Source organism: Mycobacterium sp. Root135, assembly GCF_001426545.1.
Lineage (GTDB): Bacteria > Actinomycetota > Actinomycetes > Mycobacteriales > Mycobacteriaceae > Mycobacterium.
Window position 1 is genome coordinate 198,486 of record NZ_LMEZ01000010.1, and the last position, 18,334, is coordinate 216,819.

An 18,334-nucleotide genomic window follows, 5' to 3' on the forward strand; every position below is an offset into this window, starting at 1 on the left:
GAAAGAAGCTCCTCATTCGAACGACAGACGGACTGAACCCAGCCCCAGAAAATCGGCGACGAAGTCGTCACCCGGACGCGCGTCGATCGCCCGCGTGCACGACCCGGGCAACACGATGTCCCCCGCCCGCAACCGCACCCCAAACTGGTCGACCTTGCGCGCCAACCACGCCACCGCCGTCACCGGGTTGCCGAGCACCGCATCGCTGCGCCCCTCGGCGACGACTTCACCGTTGCGGGTCAACACTGCGTCGATGTTCTTGATGTCAACGTCCTTCGGCGACACCCGGTCGGTGCCCAGCACCCACCCCGCCGACGACGCGTTGTCGGCAATCGTGTCACCCAACTTGATCTTCCAGTCGGTGATCCGGGTGTCGATCAACTCGATCGACGGCGCGAACGCCGCCGTCGCAGCGAGCACGTCGTCCTCGGTGCATCCGGCGCCCGGCAAATCGTCGGCCAGGATGAAGCCGACCTCGACCTCGACCCGCGGATAGAGGAACTTCCCGGCCGGAACCGGCCGGTCCTCGAAGACCTCCATGTCGTCGAGCAGGTGACCGTAGTCCGGCTCGTCGACGCCCATCATCTTCTGCATCGCCTCCGAGGACAGCCCCACCTTGTGCCCGACAACCCGGGCACCGGCAGCCACCCGCGCCCGGATGTTCAGCAGCTGGATCTCGTAGGCGTCCACCATGTCCAAATCGGCATACCGGTCGGTCAGCGGCTTCATCGGCACCTTGCCGCGCTCGGCCTCGGCCAGCTCGGCGGCCAAGTCGGCACGCACTTCAGACGACAACATCGGTGAAGTCCCCTCGTTTCGTCGACCGGCACAGTTGTGGGCCGGCCGGGCAATTCTATAACGTGTTCTACATGACCCAACAGGAGTACGACGTCGTCGTGGTCGGAAGCGGCGCCGCCGGCATGGTGGCCGCACTTACCGCCGCCCACCAGGGACTCTCGACATTAGTCGTCGAGAAGGCTCCTCACTATGGAGGTTCCACTGCGCGGTCAGGTGGCGGCGTGTGGATTCCGAACAACGAAGTCCTCAAGAAGGACGGGGTGAAGGACACCGCCGAGGCGGCCCGCACCTACCTGCACACGATCATCGGCGACGCCGTCGAGCCGGAGAAGATCGACACCTACCTGGACCGCGGCCCGGAGATGCTGTCGTTCGTGTTGAAGCACTCGCCGTTGAAGCTGTGCTGGGTCCCCGGGTACTCCGACTACTACCCCGAGGCCGCGGGCGGCAAGCCCACCGGCCGGTCGGTGGAGCCGAAGCCGTTCGACGCCAAGAAACTCGGCGCCGACGAGAAGGGGCTCGAGCCGCCGTACGGCAAGGTGCCGATGAACATGGTGGTGATGCAGCAGGACTACGTGCGGCTGAACCAATTGAAGCGTCACCCGCGCGGCGTCCTGCGCAGCCTCAAGGTCGGCATCCGCGCGACCTGGGCGAAGTCCAGAGGCAAGAATCTGGTTGGCATGGGACGCGCCCTCATCGCACCGATGCGGATCGGCCTCCAAAAGGCCGGTGTGCCAGTCGAACTCAACACCGCACTGACCGACCTGTACGTCGAGGACGGCGTCGTGCGTGGCGTGTACGTGCGCGACACCACCGAACCGGAGAGCGCCGAGCCACGGCTGATTCGCGCTCGCCGGGGTGTCATCCTCGGCAGCGGCGGCTTCGAGCACAACGAACAAATGCGCGTGAAGTACCAGCGCGCTCCGATCACCACCGAATGGACCGTCGGCGCGATTGCCAACACCGGCGACGGCATCCAGGCCGCCGAGAAGCTTGGGGCCGCACTGGAAATGATGGAGGACTCCTGGTGGGGTCCGACGGTGCCACTGGTCGGAGCGCCGTGGTTCGCGCTGTCCGAACGCAACTCCCCCGGTTCGATCATCGTCAACACCAGTGGCAAGCGCTTCATGAACGAGTCGATGCCGTACGTCGAGGCGTGCCACTGGATGTACGGCGGAAAGTTCGGCCAGGGCGAAGGACCCGGCGAGAACGTCCCCGCCTGGCTGGTCTTCGACCAGCAGTACCGCGACCGCTACATCTTTGCGGGTCTGCAACCGGGACAACGCATTCCAAAGAAGTGGCTGGAATCGGGCGTCGTCGTCAAGGCCGACACGCTCGAGGAATTGGCCGAGAAGACCGGCCTGCCGCTTGGTGAGTTAAAGGACACGATTGCGCGGTTCAACGGCTTTGCGCGCTCGGGCGTCGACGAGGACTTCCATCGCGGCGAGAGCGCGTATGACCGTTACTACGGCGACCCGACCATCAAGCCCAACCCGAACCTTGGCGAGATCGACCACGGCCCGTTCTACGCGGCCAAGATGGTGCCGGGCGACCTCGGCACCAAGGGCGGCGTCCGCACCGACGTCAACGGCCGGGCGCTGCGCGACGACGGATCGGTCATCGACGGGCTGTACGCGGCAGGCAACGTCAGCTCACCGGTGATGGGCCACACCTACCCGGGTCCCGGCGGGACCATCGGCCCCGCCATGACGTTTGGATACCTCGCCGCGCTGCACTTGGCCGCCAGCCCGGTCGGGACGGTCTGACGTGCCGATCAACCTCGACGAAGCCCTCGGCGCCGAGCTTCCACCGGTCGAGTTCTCCTGGAGCAGCAGCGACGTTCAGCTCTACCACCTCGGCCTCGGGGCGGGCGCGGATCCCCTCGACCCCCGCGAGCTCCGCTATCTCACCGACGGCACGCCTCAGGTGCTGCCGACGTTCGGCAGCGTGGCGCAGACGTTCCACGAGACCGCGGCGCCGACGGTGAGCTTTCCCGGCATCGACATCGAACTCTCCAAGGTGCTGCACGCCAGCGAGGCCGTCACCGTTCCCGGTCCCATCCCGCCGTCGGGGACGGGACGGGCGGTCACCCGCTTCACCGACATCTGGGACAAGGGCAAGGCGGCGGTGATCTGGTCGGAGACTACGGTGACCACCCCCGACGGCGAGCTGCTCTGGACCCAGAAGCGCTCCATCTTCGCCCGCGGCGAGGGCGGCTTCGGTGGCGAGCGCGGTGCCTCGACGTCCGCCGAACCACCGGACCGTGCCCCCGACGTGGAGCTGTCCATCCCGACGCTGCCGCAGCAGGCGCTGCTGTACCGCCTCTGTGGTGATCGCAATCCGCTGCACTCCGACCCCGAATTTGCCGCCGCGGCAGGTTTTCCGAAGCCGATCCTGCATGGGCTGTGCACCTACGGCATCGCCGCGAAGGCGCTCGTCGACCGGTTCCTCGACGGTGACGTGTCCCGCGTTGGGTCGTACGGGGCCCGTTTCGCCGGGGTGCTATTTCCCGGCGAAACCCTGGTGGCACGGGTGTGGGAGGACGACGGACGGTTGCTCGCCGTCTTCGTGGCACCGGAGCGCGACGACGCGGTGGTTCTCTCGGGCGTGGAGCTGACCCCCGCGTAGTCCGCGAAATTTGGTGACCTGACACCCACTCCGGACCTGATAGCTTCAGGCGTACGACTGTTCCCGTCGGGAAAGTCGTCGTTTTCAGCACTTATGGGGAGGGCACTTCACGTGAAGATCACCAACGGACTGGCTACCGTCGCCGCCGCTGCCGCGTTCGGCTGCATCGGGTTCATCGGAACGCCGACCGCCGCCGCCGATGATCTGACGACGACCACGATCGGCAACGAGGCAAGGCTGACCAACGGAGACGTCGTTCAGGGCTGGACGATCACCGACCTGAAGGCCAGTACCGACCAGATCCCCTACCCGGTTGCAGGCACACTGTGGGAAGCCACCGCAACGGATCAGGCCATCGAAGGCAGCGTCACGCCGATCGTCTCGAATCTCAACGCGCGCGCCAAGAGTGGCGAGACCTACCGCGTCCTGTTCGGGGTCGCGACCCCCCAGGGCGTGAACCCCTCGACGCTCGCCCAGGGCCAGCAGACCACGGGCAAGGTGTACTTCGACGTCGTCGGCGACACGCCAGACAGCGTCGTCTACAACGCAGGCGGCCACGACCTTGCGGTCTGGGTGCAGCCACCGCCCCAGCTCCCCACCCAGCGCGGCGGGGGCAGCTACTCGTCGTCGTCACCCGCATCGTCGGCGACCCCGGCCACGCCGGGAGCAGTCCCGGGAGCGCCGATTGGCGCCGAGGCCGTCCCCGCGCCGGGCGCCGTCCTGCCAGCTGGCAGCGCGGGCACGCCGATTCCAGCCGGTAGCCAGGGCACCCCGATCGCGGGCAGCCAGGGCACGCCGGTCCCCGGCACCACGCCGATGACTCCCGCGCCGCTTGGCACCGAGGGTGCGCCGCAGCCGGCCAGCGTTCAAGAGGGCACCGCGCCCACCGGGAGCCAGGGCACCCCGTTGCCCGCGGGCGCGCCCGCAGCGGTCGCGCCGGCTCCCGCCCCTGCGATGGCACCGGCGCCTGCAGCGGCGGCTCCCTCTACGACAGTGATCGTCCCGCCCCCAGCCTGATCCACGATCAGGAGTGGCTCGACCACCAGACGTACAGCTGGTCGAGGTTGGGACCCTTCTCGGCGCCGTCGACCGAGGCAAGCATCAGCTTGCCGTTGTCGGTCCAGGTCAGGGTGGGCACGCCGTCTCGATAACCGCAGACGAGCGTGCCGCTGACCAGCTGGGGGGTTGCGTTGCGTCGCCACGCCCCCGGTGACTGAATGTTGCCGGGGCAGTTGACCACCCGCATGTCGGCGACGACTGCGCCGAACGCCGTCTGCAGCGCAGCGACGTCCTCGAACGACGTGAACGTCGACGCCGGGGGGCCACCCGCATCGGTGTTCTGGCTACAGCCGACCTTGGCCACCGCGGCTTGCGGCACGTCGACCGGCGTGCAGGAGTTGGACGAGTAACCCGGAGGTATCGCGCCGCGGAGCCGTTGCAACGCTGCGGGATCGACGGTCGACGTCACGGCCGACGTCGTGTCGGCCGCCGACGAGTCAGACTCGCCGGACGACGGCCATAGCGCCCAAACCGCAAGGGCACCAATGACTACCGCCGCGACGCCCGCGGCGGCGACGGGTCCGACGGGGAACCGCTTGGGCTTGCCCGCGACCGCTCGGGGGTCGACCGTCAACGGCTCGGTGAAGAGGTTGGCGAAGGTGTCTCCCGCGGGCGGCGGACCGTAGTTCGGGGGCGCGACGGCTGCACGCGGACCCAGCGCCGCGATGGCCTCGCTGAGGGCACGCGCGAAGTCCGAGCAACGGGCGAAACGACTTTCGGGTCGCTTGGACAGTGCCACGGTCAGCACGGGGTCGAGCGCGGCGAGTTCCGGTCGCGTCGCCGCCAGCGTCGGCGGCTTCGAGTTGAGGTGGTCATAGATCACCTCGGCGGGGTCCGAGCTGGGGAACAGCGGCTCGCCAGTCAGAAGCTGGTACGCCGTCGCGGCGAGCGCGTACTGGTCGGCGCGGGGTCCGACCTCGTCACCGGACAGTTGCTCCGGTGCGCAGTAGGCAACGGTCCCGATGCCCGTCGTCGTCGCCGAGACGTCGTCGGCCTCGTTGACGTCGCGGGCAATGCCGAAGTCCGTCAACAGGATTCGCTGTTCGCCGTCATCGTCGAGATGGGTCAGCATGATGTTGGCCGGCTTGACGTCGCGGTGCAGCAGACCGCGCTTGTGAGCACCGTCCAGCGCGCTGGCGACGGCGGTGACGATGCGTGCCACGTCGTCGGCGGGCATCCCGGCGGGATGACGTTCGGCCACGAGTCGCGAGGCGTCGAGGCCGTCGACGTAGTCCATCGAAATCCACAGTTGGCCGTCCGCCTCACCGCGATCGTGCACCCCGACGACGTTGGGATGCCACAGCGTCGAGGCAAGGTCTGCCTCGCGGTTGAAGCGCGCGCGATACTCGGTGTCGGCCGACCATGTCGAAGGAAGCAGCTTCAGCGCGTCACGCCGAGGAAGCCGGGGATGTTGCGCGAGGTACACCCGACCCATTCCGCCGGAGCCCAGCAAGCCGACGATCTCGTATCCGGCGAAGGTCTGACCGATGGTCAACTCGTCGTCCGGCAAGGATGGGTGAGACGGCCACTCGTCTGGCGGCGAACTCATTCCCATACCTCCGAGTCGCTCGGTCTGACATTTACATGCGTACGCGTCAGTAACGAGCGTAGTGCTCGGCGATCACATGTTGCGTTCGAGGCCGTCTCCGCGTTGCGGTGCGGCGACCGGGGCCGGGCCCGCGCCGTGGGGTGCGGGACCGGCGGTGGCGTGGTCGAGCGGAGGCCGAGCGTCCCTGCCGGCGCGCTCCCGTTCCTCACGCTCGCGCTCCTCGCGCTCCCGCTGCTCGGACTCCCGCTGCTCGGACGACGGCTCTTGGCCCGCGCCCGCATCGTCTCTGGCCTGCTGCGGCGGAGCGGCGCCCGCCCCGCCCGCTCCCTGACCGCCGCCGGACTGTCCACCGGAGCTGCCCTGGGAACCGCCGCCACCCTGGGCCGACTGCATGGCCTGCTGAATCATCGAACCGAATTGGCCTGCCTGTTGGCCGAGTTGCTGCGCGGGCCCACCGGCCTGCTGGGCCATCTGCCCTACCTGACCCAGCATCTGCCCGAGCTGACCGACCGACTGGCCACCCTGGTCGTCGGCGTTGTCGTAGGCGCTCTGAGCCGACGTCAGTTTGCCGGCGAACATGGTCTCCTTGGTCTGCAAGGCAGTCACGCTCGTCGCCATCGACGCCGCCAAGGTCGGCAGCACTCCGGCGATCGTCATGCTCATCGCGTCCTCACCGGGAGGAAGCGATGGAATCGGGGGCAGCTCGACACTGGCGGGATCCCAATTCAGGTTGTCCGGTGTCTGCATCGGATTACCACTCATCGTCGACCTCTTCCTCCCCGTAGTCCAGCGGCGGCGGAGCGGACAGTGTCGAGCCGGTGCCTCCGCTTTCGCCGCGCTGCTGGCCCATCATGCCCATGCCGCCACCCATGCCGCCCGCGCCAGCGGCGACCGGCGCCAGGCCCGCGATCCCACCGCCGCTCGCGCCTGCGGGCCGTACCGCCGCGTCCCCGGAGCTGCCGACCAGACTGGCCAATGCCGGGGACTGCGGTGACAGCCCACCGGACCCCGGCAGACCCGCCGCCTTCACCATGCCGCCACCAGCACCAGCGCCCCCGCCGCCAGCCAAGGGATGGTTGGAGAACGCCGAGAACGGTGACGACCCAGCGCCGGTGCCGCCCTTGCCGCCCGCCGACATCAGCTGCTGCAACGGCTGCATGATCTGCTGCAGCGGCTGCATCAACTGCTGCGGAGCCTGGGTCAACATGCCGCCGATCTGCTGCGGCAGTTGCATCGCCATCTGGCCCATTTGCATCATCATCTGCATGGCCTGCTGCGAGCCCTTGTCCGCGGCCTGCGACACCTGAGCGGTCCCCGGAGGGGCACCCGGATTGGGAATGTTGGGCGGCACGCCGAGCCCGGATGCCAGTTCGGCCGAGTTGGCGTTGACCATGGCGATGTTCTGCGACAGACCCATCTTGATGCGGCTCTGCACCAGCTCCTGGGCGTTGCCGAACGGCATCGCCGACAGCGCCTCGCATTCGTGCTGAACCTCTTGGGCGGTGACGTTGACCAACATCTTCGTCTTGGCGACGGTGGCCTCCATGGTCCGCAGCTTCAAGGCGATCGCCGCGGCCTGGGCGGCATTTGCCTCGTGACCGGCGACGATCGTGGTCGCCTCCCCACCGGCGGCGACGCCACCGGCCCCCAAGAACTGGTCGGCCATCTTCATCACCTGACCCTGCTGCTGGGGCACCACCGAGCCGGATATCTTGGCAGCCAGCGCCTCATACTGCGCCGCGGCGGCAGCCAGAGACTCCTCGTCGACGTTCGGCCAACCGGGCCCCGTCACCGTTTGTGAACCAAACGGGGTGCTGTCGGGTGGAACACCCACGACACGACTCCCTCCCGCGAGATGTTGCTACGTAGGTCGAGATTACCGCCGATTCGGACCACCCGAGTGCACGATTAACCGAGGATGAGCCCCGAGGTCGGCACGCCCGTGCCCGCCGTAACCAGGACGTGCTCCACGTCGGGCACCGGGTTCACCGAGGTGCCCCGCAACTGCCGCACCCCTTCGGCGATGCCGTTCATGCCGTGAATGTAGGCCTCGCCCAGCTGGCCGCCGTGGGTGTTGATCGGCAGCCGTCCGCCGATCTCGATCGCACCGTCGGCGATGAAGTCCTTTGCCTCACCCCAGCCGCAGAACCCGAGCTCTTCGAGCTGGATCAGGGTGAACGGGGTGAAGTGGTCGTAGAGGATCGCCGTCTGGATGTCGGTCGGCTTCAAACCGGACTGCGCCCACATCTGCTTGCCGACGAGCCCCATCTCGGGGAGGCCGTCGAGTTCCGGGCGGTAATAACTGACCATCGAATATTGATCAGGGCTGGCGCCCTGGGCGGCGGCCTCGATGACCGCCGGCCTGTTCTTCAGATCCTTCGCCCGCTCGGCCGAGACGATCACCAGCGCCACGCCTCCGTCGGTCTCCTGACAGCAGTCGAGCAGGCGCAGCGGCTCGGCGATGAACCGAGAGGCCTGATGCTCCTCGATGGTGATCGGCTTCTCGTAGAAGTACGCCTTCGGGTTCTTGGCGGCGTGCTTGCGGTCGGCGACCGAGATAGCGCCGAAGTCCCTACTAGTCGCACCGGACAGATGCATGTACCGCTTGGCAATCATCGCGACTTGTGCTGCGGGAGTGGACAATCCGTGCGGGTAGGAGAACGAGTTGTCAACACCTGTCGAGTCGGCGTTCTCCACCAGGCGCATCTGCACCTGCCCGAACCGCATGCCGGAGCGTTCGTTGAACGCCCGGTAGGCGACCACGCAGTCCGCGACTCCGGTGGCGACGGCCATCGCGGCCTGCTGCACCGTCGCGCAGGCCGCCCCACCTCCGTGATGGATCTTGGAGAAGAACTTGAGGTCCCCGATACCGGTGGCACGCGCGACCGCGACCTCGGTGTTGGAGTCCATCGTGAACGTGGTCATGCCGTCGACGTCGGCGGGCGTGAGCCCCGCGTCGTCGAGCGCGTCGAGAACCGCCTCGGCCGCGAGCCGCAGCTCGCTGCGTCCGGAGTTCTTCGAGAAGTCGGTGGCGCCGATGCCGACGATCGCAGCCTTGCCGGAGAGGCTCACGCGTCTACTCCCATCGCGAGCGTTGCATTGGCTATGACGTGATCGCCAAGGCTGTTGGCCCCCAAGATCTTCAGCGTGACGACGCCGTCGACCACGGCGGTGACCTCACCGGTGAACGTCACCGTGTCGTAGGCGTACCAGGGCACGCCGAGCCGCAACCCGATCGACTTGATCCTCGCGTTGGGTCCCGCCCAGTCGGTGATGAAACGCTCCACCAGACCGGTGTCGGTGAGGATGTTGACGAAGATGTCCTTGGACCCCTTCGCCTGCGCCTTGTCGCGGTCGTGGTGGACGTCCTGATAGTCCCGGGTGGCAATGGCCGTCGAGACGATGAACGTCGGGTCGCCGTAGAGCTTGAGCTCGGGCAGCTTGGCTCCCACTTCGACGGCGCTCACGTGACGGGCTCCCATGCGTAGTTGGTCCAGGCCGGCCCGACGTCGTTGGCCGGGAAGTCGATGTACATGGCGCGCACGGGCATTCCGATCTCCACGCTGGCGGAGTCGACGTTGCGGAGCTCGCCGAGCATCCGGACGCCCTCCTCGAGTTCGACCAGAGCGATGACGAACGGCGGGGTCCGGCCGGGCACCTTGGGCGCGTGGTGCACGACGAAGCTGAACACCGTGCCCTTGCCGCTGGCCACCTGGTAATCCGTCTCTTGGTCCTTGTCTAGCCAGAGGGCGGGAACCGGCGGATGCTGCAATGTGCCGTCGGCACGCTTCTGCAGGCGCAGTTCGTGGGCGTTGACGCCATCCCAGAAGAACTTGGTGTCCTTCGACGACGCGGGCCGCATGGCGTTGTCCGCGTCCAGGTCGTCGGGCACCGAGCTCGGCGCCGGCGCAGCATCTTCATCCGCGGGGATGAACTTCATGATGCGCCACATCATTTCGGCGACGTCCTCCCCACCCACGGACCACGTGATGGTCTGCGTGATGAAGTACGCCTCGCCGAGCGCCGTCCGCTTGGGACCGACGACGTCGGTCAGCTCGGCGGTGACGCTGACCTCCTCGCCGGGACGCAGGTAGCGGTGATAGGTCTGCTCGCAGTTGGTCGCCACGACGCCGACATAGCCTGCGTCGTCGAACAATTCGAGGATCTTGCCGAGCGGATCGTCGTCCGGGCGGACGCCGCCCAGGCCCATCATCGTCCACACCTGGATCATGGCGGGCGGTGCGACGACGCCCGGGTGGCCGGCGGCCTTCGCCGCCTCCTCGTCGCGGTAGATCGGGTTGGCGTCGCCGAGGGCGTCGGTCCAATGGTCGATCATCGGTTGGTTGACCGGATGACGGCCGACCCGTGGCTTGCTCTTGCCCTCGGCCTTGACGCGTTCGGCCGCGGCCCGGATGTCGTCGATGCCCACTACCGTGCCGAACTTTCTTCGCGCAAGCGGCTCATCGCGGCACCCGGGGAACGTTCAAACCCGACGCCGCGATCATCTCGCGCATCACCTCGTTGACGCCGCCACCGAAGGTGATCACCAGGTTGCGCTTGGTCTGGCTGTCCAGCCATTCGAGCAGCTCGGCCGTCGCCGATTCGGCGGGGTTGCCGTACTTGCCGACGATCTCCTCGGCGAGCCGGCCGACTCTCTGAATGCGTTCGGTACCAAAGACCTTCGTGGCAGCGGCGTCGGCGATGTTGATCTCCTCACCGCCTGCGGCGACCTGCCAGTTGAGCAGCTCGTTGATCCGCCAGATCGCCTTGATCTCACCGATGAGGCGAAGGACGTCGTCGTGCTCGATCGGGGTGACGCCGTTGCCGCCGGGCTTGGACGCCCACGCGTGCACCTTGTCGTAGATGGCCGCGACCTTGCCTGCGGGTCCGAGCATGACCCGCTCGTGGTTGAGCTGGGTGGTGATGAGGCGCCAGCCGGCGTTCTCCTCACCGACCAGCATCTCAACGGGCACGCGGACGTCGTTGAAGTACGTCGCGTTGGTGTGGTGAGCCCCGTCGGACAGAATGATCGGCGTCCACGAGTAACCGGGGTCGGACGTGTCGACGATGAGAATCGAAATGCCCTTGTGCTTGACGGCTTCCGGATCGGTGCGGACGGCCAGCCAGAGGTAGTCGGCGTCGTGCCCACCGGTGGTCCAGATCTTTTGGCCGTTGACGATGTACTCGTCGCCATGGCGAACCGCGCTGGTGCGCAACGACGCAAGGTCGGTGCCCGCCTCCGGCTCGGAGTAGCCGATGGCGAAGTGCACGTCGCCGGAGAGAATGCCTGGCAGGAACTTCTTCTTCTGCAGGTCGGTGCCGTACTTCTGCAGGGTCGGGCCGACGGTCTGCAACGTCACCGCCGGCAGCGGAACGTCGGCCCGCGCCGCCTCGTTGACGAAGATCTGCTGCTCGATGGGGCCGAAACCGTGGCCGCCGAACTCCTTTGGCCACCCGACGCCCAGCTTGCCGTCGGAGCCCATCCGCTTGATGATCGCGCGGTAGGCCTTGCCGTGCCGATCGGTCTCCATCTCGGCGGCTTCGTCCGCCGAGATGAGATTGCTGAAGTACTGACGCATTTCAGCCTGCAGCTGACGCTGCTCGGGGGTCAGTTCGATGTACATGTCGCTCCCACCAGTTCGAGCCGATGTGCAGGACCACCCAACAGCCGGGTCAGATCCTTGATCGTGGAGTAGTAGCGGTTCATGGGATAGGTGATGTCCATTCCCATTCCGCCGTGCAGGTGATGACAGGTCTGCATCACCGGTGGCGCCTGTGAGGACAGCCAGTAGCCGAGGACGTCGAGGTCGTCGTCCGCGTCGCGCCCCTCCGACAGCCGCCAGATCGCCGAGGTCGCGGCCAACGAGATGGTGCGAGAAGCGATGTAGACCTCGGCCAGCTGCGCCGCCACCGTCTGGAACGTCGACAGTGGCCTGCCGAACTGTTCACGCTTGGCCACGTAGTCGGCCGTGAGCCGCAGGGCGCCGGCCACCAGCCCGGCCGCAAAGGCTCCGGTCGACGCCAACACCAACTGGTTGACGCGGTGCACCGCGTCTGGGCCGGGTAGCACGTCGGAGTCCGGCACGGTGACGTCGGCGAACGTCACGGCGTACTCGTCGGAGCCGTTCGCGGTCGGCGTCTTGGTCAGCGTCACGCCGTCGGCCGTCGCCGACACGACGACGACGCCGTCGTCGGTCGTGACGACGATCCAATCAGCTTGTCCCGCATGGGGAACGCCGATCTTGGTACCGGAGAGCTTGCCGCCGGAAAGGTTGGTCGACGGCCGTTCCGGCAGCGAGGATCCCGGCTCGTTGAGCGCCGCGGTCAACACGGAACCGGCGGCCACACCCGCCAGATAACGGTCCTGCTGCTCGTCGGATGCCAACGCCAGCAGCGGAATCAGGCCGTACCCGAGCGTTGCGAGGGCGGGGCTCACGGTGCCGTGCCGACCGATCTCGGTCAACGCGGTCGTGATCTCGGGAAGCCCCAGTCCGTCACCGCCGAGCCGGTCCGGCACGCCGAAGGCGATGACCCCACCGGCGACGAGGGCGTCCCAGGTGTTGTCCCTGTCGAGCGCAGACGTCACCACGTCGGCAACGGCTTGCTGTCCTTCGTCGAGACTGAAGTCCACCCGAATCCTCCTTGATTCCTTGGGGAATACCGCCGGTTGGAAAAGCCGATCGGAACTAGGCGCTCGCGCCCGTGTAGTCGACCTGCCAGTGCTTGATTCCGTTGAGCCATCCCGACCGTAGCCGCTCGGGCTCACCGACGGACTTGAGATCCGGCATGTGGTCGGCGACGGCGTTGAAGATCAGGTTGATCGTCATCCGCGCCAGATTGGCGCCGATGCAGAAGTGCGCACCCGTACCGCCGAAGCCGACGTGCGGGTTCGGGTCACGCAGCACGTTGAAGGTGTGCGGATCCTCGAAGACGTCTTCGTCGAAGTTGGCCGAGCGGTACGACATGACCAACCGCTGGCCCTTCTTGATCTGCACACCCGCGAGCTCGGTGTCCTCAAGCGCGGTCCGTTGAAACGCCGACACCGGGGTGGCCCATCGGATGATCTCGTCGGCGGCGGTGGACGGGCGCTCCTTCTTGTAGAGCTCCCACTGGTCCGGGTTGTTGGCAAGGGCGATCATGCCGTGGGTGATCGAGTTGCGGGTCGTCTCGTTGCCCGCCACCGCCAGCATGATCACGAAGAAGCCGAATTCGTCGTCGGAGAGCTTCTCGCCGTCGATGTCTGCCTGGACGAGCGTGGTGACGATGTCGTCGGTGGGGTTCTTGCCCCGCTCGTCGGCCATCGCCATGGCGTACATGATCAGCTCCATCGACGACTGTGCCGGGTCGACGTCGGCGTACTCCGGGTCTTCACCGGCGGTCATCTCGTTGGACCAGCGAAACAGCTTGTCGCGGTCTTCCTGCGGCACGCCGAGCAATCCGGCAATCGCCTGCAGCGGGAGCTCGCAGGACACCTGTTCGACGAAGTCGCCACCGCCCTCGGCCGCGGCGGCCTTGACGATGTTCTGAGCCCGCTGGGCGAGCTCCTCCTCCAACCGGCCGATCGCGCGAGGGGTGAAGCCGCGGGAGATGATCTTGCGCAGCCGGGTGTGCTGCGGCGCATCCATGTTGAGCAGCACCGCGCGCTGCATGTCGATCGCCTCGCGCGTCATGTCCTTCGGCCACACCGGAATGGCGCCGTCGGGCGAGCTGCCGAAGACGTCGCTGCGACGCGACACCTCCTTCACGTCGGCGTGCTTGGCCACTAGCCAGTAGCCCGAGTCGCCGAAGCCTCCGGTGCCGCCGGGTACGTCGACCCAGTGAACGGGGTCGGTCTTGCGTATCTCCGCGAGCTCCGCGACGGGAAGGCGCTCGAGATTCAGCGCCGAGTCCAGGAAGTCGAAGTCAGCGGGAAGATTGAGGGGTGCCATGTGTGTGCGCTCCTAATTGCAACGTGTTCTAGTGCCAGTAAAACATGGCTTCACCGCAGATCAAAGGCGCGGGGGCATCACAGCTTGTCAGAGTAATGAAACGTGTTCTAGCCTGACGGAATGGGTAACCCTGTCATCGTCGAAGCCACCCGCAGCCCCATCGGCAAGCGCAACGGCTGGCTGTCCGGACTGCACGCCACCGAGTTGCTTGGCCTCACGCAGAGAGCCCTCGTCGAGAAGGCGGGCATCGATCCCGGGCTGGTCGAACAGGTCATCGGCGGCTGTGTCACGCAGTTCGGCGAGCAGTCGAACAACATCACCCGCGTCGGCTGGCTGACGGCGGGTCTGCCCGAACACGTCGGCGCCACCACGATCGACTGCCAGTGCGGCAGCGCCCAGCAGGCCAACCATCTGATCGCGGGCCTGATCTCCGTCGGCGCGATCGACGTCGGCATCGCGTGTGGCATCGAGGCGATGAGCCGAGTCGGCCTCGGCGCCAACGCCGGACCGGACCGTTCGATCATCCGGGCGTCGTCATGGGACATCGACATGCCCGACCAGTTCACCGCTGCAGAGCGGATCGCCAAGCGTCGCGGCATCACCCGCGAGGACGTCGACGCCTTCGGCTTCGCCTCGCAGCAGAAGGCCAAGGTCGCGTGGGCCGAAGGCCGCTTCGACCGCGAGATCAGCCCGATCGTCGCGCCGGTGCTCGACGAGAACAAGCGCCCCACCGACGAACGGGCGCCGGTCACGCGCGACCAAGGCCTGCGCGACACCACCCTCGAGGGACTGGCTCAGCTCAAGCCGGTCATGGAGGGCGGCATTCACACCGCCGGCACGTCGTCGCAGATCTCCGACGGTGCGGCCGCCGTGCTGTGGATGGATGAAGACAAAGCGAAGGCCTTGGGCCTCAAGCCCCGCGCCCGCATCGTCAGCCAGGCGAACGTCGGCGCCGAGACGTACTACCACCTCGACGGCCCCGTTCAGTCCACCGCAAAGGTGCTGGAGAAGGCCGGCATGAAGATGGGCGACGTCGACGTCGTCGAAATCAACGAGGCCTTCGCGTCGGTCGTGTTGTCGTGGGCGCGCGTGCACAACCCCGACATGGACAAGGTCAACGTCAACGGTGGCGCCATCGCCCTGGGGCATCCGGTCGGCAGCACGGGCGCCCGGCTCATCACCACGGCGCTGCACGAGCTGGAGCGCACCGACAAGAGCACCGCGTTGATCACGATGTGCGCCGGCGGCGCGCTGTCCACCGGCACCATCATCGAGCGGATCTAGTGGAGCCTGACCCCGACCGCATGGCGGCCGCTCAGGCCTACATCAGCGCGCTCGCCCACCACCGGGCCGACGACGTCCCATTCGCACCGGACTGCACCCGGGTCGAGGTAGGTCTCAAGACGGGATTCTCGGGAGAACACCTGCGGCGCAGCCTCAACCGCGGCCCGCAGTACCGGATCATCGAAGAGACCACCACGCCGGAGTTCACCGTCGTCGGCGAGGCGCTGCGGGCGAAGTTCGACGTCATCACCAAACCGTCGCTTGCCGGCCGACGGGTGTGCGCCCACGTCGACGAGACCTTCCTCTTCACCACCGACGGCAAGATCCAACACATCAGGGCCAACATCCGACCCTTCATCAAGCGATAGCGTGCCACCCGTGACAAACCCGAAGTCAGACCCGTCCCGCCCCTTGAACGCCAAGCAGATCGAAGGCCTGAACTCGGCCAAGGTCGGCACCGCCATCAAGTGGATGTCCAAGGCGCAGACCTTCGTCTTCAAGAAGACCAAGGGCAAGATCGGCAACAAGTTCCTCAAGGGCACCGAGGTCGGGATCCTGACGACGATCGGCCGCAAGTCGGGCGAACCCCGCGACAGCCCCCTGCTCTTCCTGCAGGAGGGCGAGCGAATCGTGCTGGTCGCCTCGCAGGGCGGCCGGGCGACCAACCCGATGTGGTACCTGAACCTGGTGGCCAACCCGAAGGTCACGTTCCAGACCAAGAGCGGGGTCCACGCGCTCACCGCGCGGGACGCTACCGAGGAGGAACGCGAGGAGTACTGGCCGAAGCTCGACGCCATGTATCCGGACTTCGTCAACTACCGGTCCTATACCGACCGCAAGATCCCGATCGTCATCTGCGACCCGTAGGCAGGTTTGCGGCGGGTCGGTCCCGGCTAAGTACAGCCCGTGTTCGACGTCGCCGAGAAGATCCGCAATTCAGGCGCACTCGCGCTCGCGCTGAAGTACTTTTCGCGCACTCACGTCGCGGTGTACCAGCGCACCAACGGCAAGCTGGGCGCACAGTTGCTGTGGTTTCCTGCCGCGCTGCTCACCACCACCGGTCGCAAGTCGGGTGAATCGCGGACCACGGCCACGCTGTGCCTGCGCGACGGCGAGAGGGTCGTCCTCCCGGCGTCGTTCGGCGGCCGCGACGGCAATCCCGCGTGGTACCTCAACCTGAAGGCCAATCCCGCTGTGCAGGTACAAGTTCGCGATCAGCACCTGTCGATGACGGCGCGGGACGCTACCGACGAGGAGCGGCGGCGCTACTGGCCGGTGCTGGTCAAGATGTACCCGCCGTACAAGGGCTACCGCGACGCCACCGACCGGGTGATCCCGCTGGTGGTGTGCGAACCCGATCAGGCCCCGTAGACCGGCACCGACGGCCGCGCCTTCGCGAGCAGGTCGGTGACGACAGGGGCCAGCTCGGCGGGATCCCACCGGGCACCCTTGTCGACCTGCGGTCCGTGCGCCCAGCCCTCCGCGACGCGGATGTTGCCGCCCTCGACTTCGAAGACCTGGCCGGTGACGTCGCGGGATTCCTTGCTGCCCAACCACACCACCAGCGGTGAGACGTTCTCCGGCGCCATCGCGTCGAAGGCCGCGTCCTGGGTGGACATCATCTCGGCGAACACGGTCTCCGTCATCCGGGTGCGCGCCGACGGAGCGATGGCGTTGACGGTGACGCCGTAGCGCCCCATTTCGGCCGACGCCACCAACGTCAGCGCCGCGATGCCAGCCTTGGCCGCACTGTAATTGGCTTGTCCCACACTGCCTTGCAGGCCAGCACCCGAACTGGTGTTGATGATCCGGGCGTCCAGCGTGCCGGGGCCGGCCTCGCCGCTCTTCACCTTGGCGCGCCAGTACGCCGCGGCGTGCTTCATCGTCGCGAAGTGCCCCTTGAGGTGCACGGCGGTGACGGCGTCGAACTCCTCTTCGCTGGTGTTGGCGAACATCCGATCGCGGACGATCCCGGCGTTGTTGACCAACACGTCGAGCCCGCCGAAGGCGTCGACCGCGGTCTGGATGAGACCTTCGGCCTGCGACCAATCGGCGACGTTGGCTCCGCTGGTGACGGCTTCGCCTCCGGCAGCGGTGATTTCGTCGACCACGGCCTGGGCAGCGCTGCCACCGCCCGCGGGGGAACCGTCGAGCCCGACCCCGATGTCGTTGACCACGACGCGCGCGCCTTCGGCGGCGAACGCCAGCGCGTGCGCGCGTCCGATTCCGCCGCCAGATCCCGTGACGATGACCACCCGGCCGTCAAGCAAGCCCATGTACGTTGTCTCCTCGGTTATTTGATTGCAGTGGTGGTGGCGAGGTAGTGCGGTGGCTCTCCGCCGCCGTGCACCTCGAGTGATGCTCCGCTGATGTAGGACGCGACGTCGCTGGACAGGAACGCGGCTGCCCAGCCGACGTCGGCCGGCTTGGCGAGCCGGCCCAACGGGACGTTGGCAGAGATGGCGGCGACGGACTCCGCGTCACCGTAGAAGAGTTCGGACTGCTCGGTCTCCACCATGCCGACGACGAGCGAGTTCACCCGCACCTTGGGTGCCCATTCCACCGCCAGTGTGGCGGTGAGGCTTTCGACGCCGGCCTTGGCCGCGCCGTAGGCGGCCGTCCCCGGCGTGGGCCGACGGGCGCTCACGCTGGAGACGTTGACGATGCAGCCGCCGTTCTCCTGGTTCTGCATGTGCTCGTTGGCATGGTGCGAGACCGACAGCGGCCCTAGCAGATTCAGCTCGATGATCTTGGTACTGAACCTGGCCGACGCGTCGGCGGCGAGCACGTATGGCGAGCCGCCCGCGTTGTTGACCACAACGTCGAGTCGGCCGTGGCGCTCAACGATCCCGTCGACGAGGGCCTTGACCGAGTCGTCGTCGCGGACGTCGCATGCGACGAATTCGTACGGCAGACCGTCGACGGGACGGCGAGCGCACGTGACGACCGTCGCCCCTTGACCGGCGAATACGGCGCTGATGCCAGCACCGACGCCCCGCACGCCGCCGGTCACCAGAACCACGCGGCCGGCGAGTCGAAGATTGATTCCAGCCGTGTCGGTCACTGTGCTAGCGTACCAAGCAAGTGC

At 67.1% G+C, this 18,334-nt stretch carries 19 protein-coding genes; 7 read left to right on the forward strand and 12 right to left on the reverse strand.

Going from position 1 to position 18,334, the window contains the following annotated elements:
- Positions 1–12: 12 nt before the first annotated feature.
- Positions 13–798, reverse strand: coding sequence for a 2-keto-4-pentenoate hydratase (locus ASD37_RS29845; protein ID WP_056560592.1), 786 nt, complete (start codon positions 796–798; stop codon positions 13–15).
- A gap of 71 nt (positions 799–869) precedes the next feature.
- Between ASD37_RS29845 and kstD the strand changes: the two genes are divergently transcribed.
- The 3 genes from kstD (at position 870) to ASD37_RS29860 (ending at position 4,443) form a co-directional block, all read left to right on the forward strand.
- Entirely contained in the window at positions 870–2,564 is a 1,695-nt protein-coding gene (gene kstD / locus ASD37_RS29850; protein ID WP_056560824.1) for a 3-oxosteroid 1-dehydrogenase, read from the forward strand.
- A 1-nt stretch (position 2,565) separates the two neighbouring features.
- The gene (locus tag ASD37_RS29855) at positions 2,566–3,426 is read left to right on the forward strand and encodes a MaoC/PaaZ C-terminal domain-containing protein (RefSeq protein ID WP_056560595.1); all 861 of its coding nucleotides are present in this window, start codon (positions 2,566–2,568) and stop codon (positions 3,424–3,426) included.
- A 111-nt stretch (positions 3,427–3,537) separates the two neighbouring features.
- Entirely contained in the window at positions 3,538–4,443 is a 906-nt protein-coding gene (locus tag ASD37_RS29860) for an MPT63 family protein (protein WP_082570494.1), read from the forward strand.
- A 7-nt stretch (positions 4,444–4,450) separates the two neighbouring features.
- Here ASD37_RS29860 and ASD37_RS31260 read toward each other — a convergent pair whose 3' ends face one another.
- From ASD37_RS31260 to ASD37_RS29905, 9 genes are all read right to left on the reverse strand, one after another.
- On the reverse strand, positions 4,451–6,034 hold the full coding sequence (locus tag ASD37_RS31260; protein ID WP_082570495.1) for a serine/threonine-protein kinase: 1,584 nt from the start codon (positions 6,032–6,034) through the stop codon (positions 4,451–4,453).
- 72 nt (positions 6,035–6,106) lie between these two features.
- Positions 6,107–6,796: a hypothetical protein gene (locus ASD37_RS29870; protein WP_056560601.1), complete on the reverse strand. Its 690-nt coding sequence runs from the start codon at positions 6,794–6,796 to the stop codon at positions 6,107–6,109.
- Complete coding sequence (locus tag ASD37_RS29875) at positions 6,786–7,868, reverse strand: hypothetical protein (RefSeq protein WP_056560605.1); 1,083 nt, start codon at positions 7,866–7,868, stop codon at positions 6,786–6,788. Before ASD37_RS29875 ends, ASD37_RS29870 begins: the two co-directional genes overlap by 11 nt.
- A gap of 74 nt (positions 7,869–7,942) precedes the next feature.
- Positions 7,943–9,106 carry a lipid-transfer protein gene (locus ASD37_RS29880; RefSeq protein WP_056560608.1) on the reverse strand — a complete coding sequence of 388 codons (1,164 nt, stop codon included), beginning with the start codon at positions 9,104–9,106 and terminating at the stop codon, positions 7,943–7,945.
- Positions 9,103–9,516 (reverse strand): MaoC family dehydratase, encoded by a 414-nt coding sequence (locus ASD37_RS29885; RefSeq protein ID WP_056560611.1) that lies wholly within the window; start codon positions 9,514–9,516, stop codon positions 9,103–9,105. The genes ASD37_RS29880 and ASD37_RS29885 overlap by 4 nt, the downstream gene beginning before the upstream one ends.
- Positions 9,498–10,463 carry a bifunctional MaoC family dehydratase N-terminal/OB-fold nucleic acid binding domain-containing protein gene (locus tag ASD37_RS29890; protein WP_056560614.1) on the reverse strand — a complete coding sequence of 322 codons (966 nt, stop codon included), beginning with the start codon at positions 10,461–10,463 and terminating at the stop codon, positions 9,498–9,500. The genes ASD37_RS29885 and ASD37_RS29890 overlap by 19 nt, the downstream gene beginning before the upstream one ends.
- A gap of 31 nt (positions 10,464–10,494) precedes the next feature.
- Positions 10,495–11,658 carry an acyl-CoA dehydrogenase FadE29 gene (gene fadE29, locus ASD37_RS29895; protein ID WP_056560618.1) on the reverse strand — a complete coding sequence of 388 codons (1,164 nt, stop codon included), beginning with the start codon at positions 11,656–11,658 and terminating at the stop codon, positions 10,495–10,497.
- A complete protein-coding gene (locus tag ASD37_RS29900) occupies positions 11,643–12,665 on the reverse strand; it encodes an acyl-CoA dehydrogenase family protein (protein WP_056560620.1) in 1,023 nt (340 codons plus the stop codon). The genes fadE29 and ASD37_RS29900 overlap by 16 nt, the downstream gene beginning before the upstream one ends.
- A gap of 55 nt (positions 12,666–12,720) precedes the next feature.
- On the reverse strand, positions 12,721–13,962 hold the full coding sequence (locus ASD37_RS29905; RefSeq protein WP_056560623.1) for a cytochrome P450: 1,242 nt from the start codon (positions 13,960–13,962) through the stop codon (positions 12,721–12,723).
- A 120-nt stretch (positions 13,963–14,082) separates the two neighbouring features.
- Here ASD37_RS29905 and ASD37_RS29910 point away from each other — a divergent pair, with 120 nt between their 5' ends.
- From ASD37_RS29910 to ASD37_RS29925, 4 genes are read left to right on the forward strand one after another with little or no spacing between them, the layout of a single operon-like run.
- Positions 14,083–15,246, forward strand: a complete 1,164-nt coding sequence (locus tag ASD37_RS29910; RefSeq protein ID WP_056560627.1) for a steroid 3-ketoacyl-CoA thiolase — start codon at positions 14,083–14,085, stop codon at positions 15,244–15,246.
- A gap of 20 nt (positions 15,247–15,266) precedes the next feature.
- The gene (locus ASD37_RS29915) at positions 15,267–15,614 is read left to right on the forward strand and encodes a hypothetical protein (RefSeq protein WP_056560828.1); all 348 of its coding nucleotides are present in this window, start codon (positions 15,267–15,269) and stop codon (positions 15,612–15,614) included.
- Between the two features lie 10 nt (positions 15,615–15,624).
- On the forward strand, positions 15,625–16,113 hold the full coding sequence (locus tag ASD37_RS29920; protein WP_056560831.1) for a nitroreductase family deazaflavin-dependent oxidoreductase: 489 nt from the start codon (positions 15,625–15,627) through the stop codon (positions 16,111–16,113).
- A gap of 39 nt (positions 16,114–16,152) precedes the next feature.
- Positions 16,153–16,617, forward strand: a complete 465-nt coding sequence (locus tag ASD37_RS29925) for a nitroreductase family deazaflavin-dependent oxidoreductase (RefSeq protein ID WP_056560630.1) — start codon at positions 16,153–16,155, stop codon at positions 16,615–16,617.
- On the opposite strand, the gene ASD37_RS29930 is transcribed toward ASD37_RS29925, so the two are convergent.
- Together ASD37_RS29930 and ASD37_RS29935 are read right to left on the reverse strand one after the other, a co-directional pair.
- Positions 16,605–17,522, reverse strand: coding sequence for an SDR family oxidoreductase (locus ASD37_RS29930; protein ID WP_056560633.1), 918 nt, complete (start codon positions 17,520–17,522; stop codon positions 16,605–16,607). The two genes, ASD37_RS29925 and ASD37_RS29930, sit on opposite strands and share 13 nt — an antisense overlap.
- 17 nt (positions 17,523–17,539) lie before the next feature.
- Positions 17,540–18,310: an SDR family oxidoreductase gene (locus ASD37_RS29935; RefSeq protein WP_056560636.1), complete on the reverse strand. Its 771-nt coding sequence runs from the start codon at positions 18,308–18,310 to the stop codon at positions 17,540–17,542.
- Positions 18,311–18,334 lie beyond the last annotated feature (24 nt).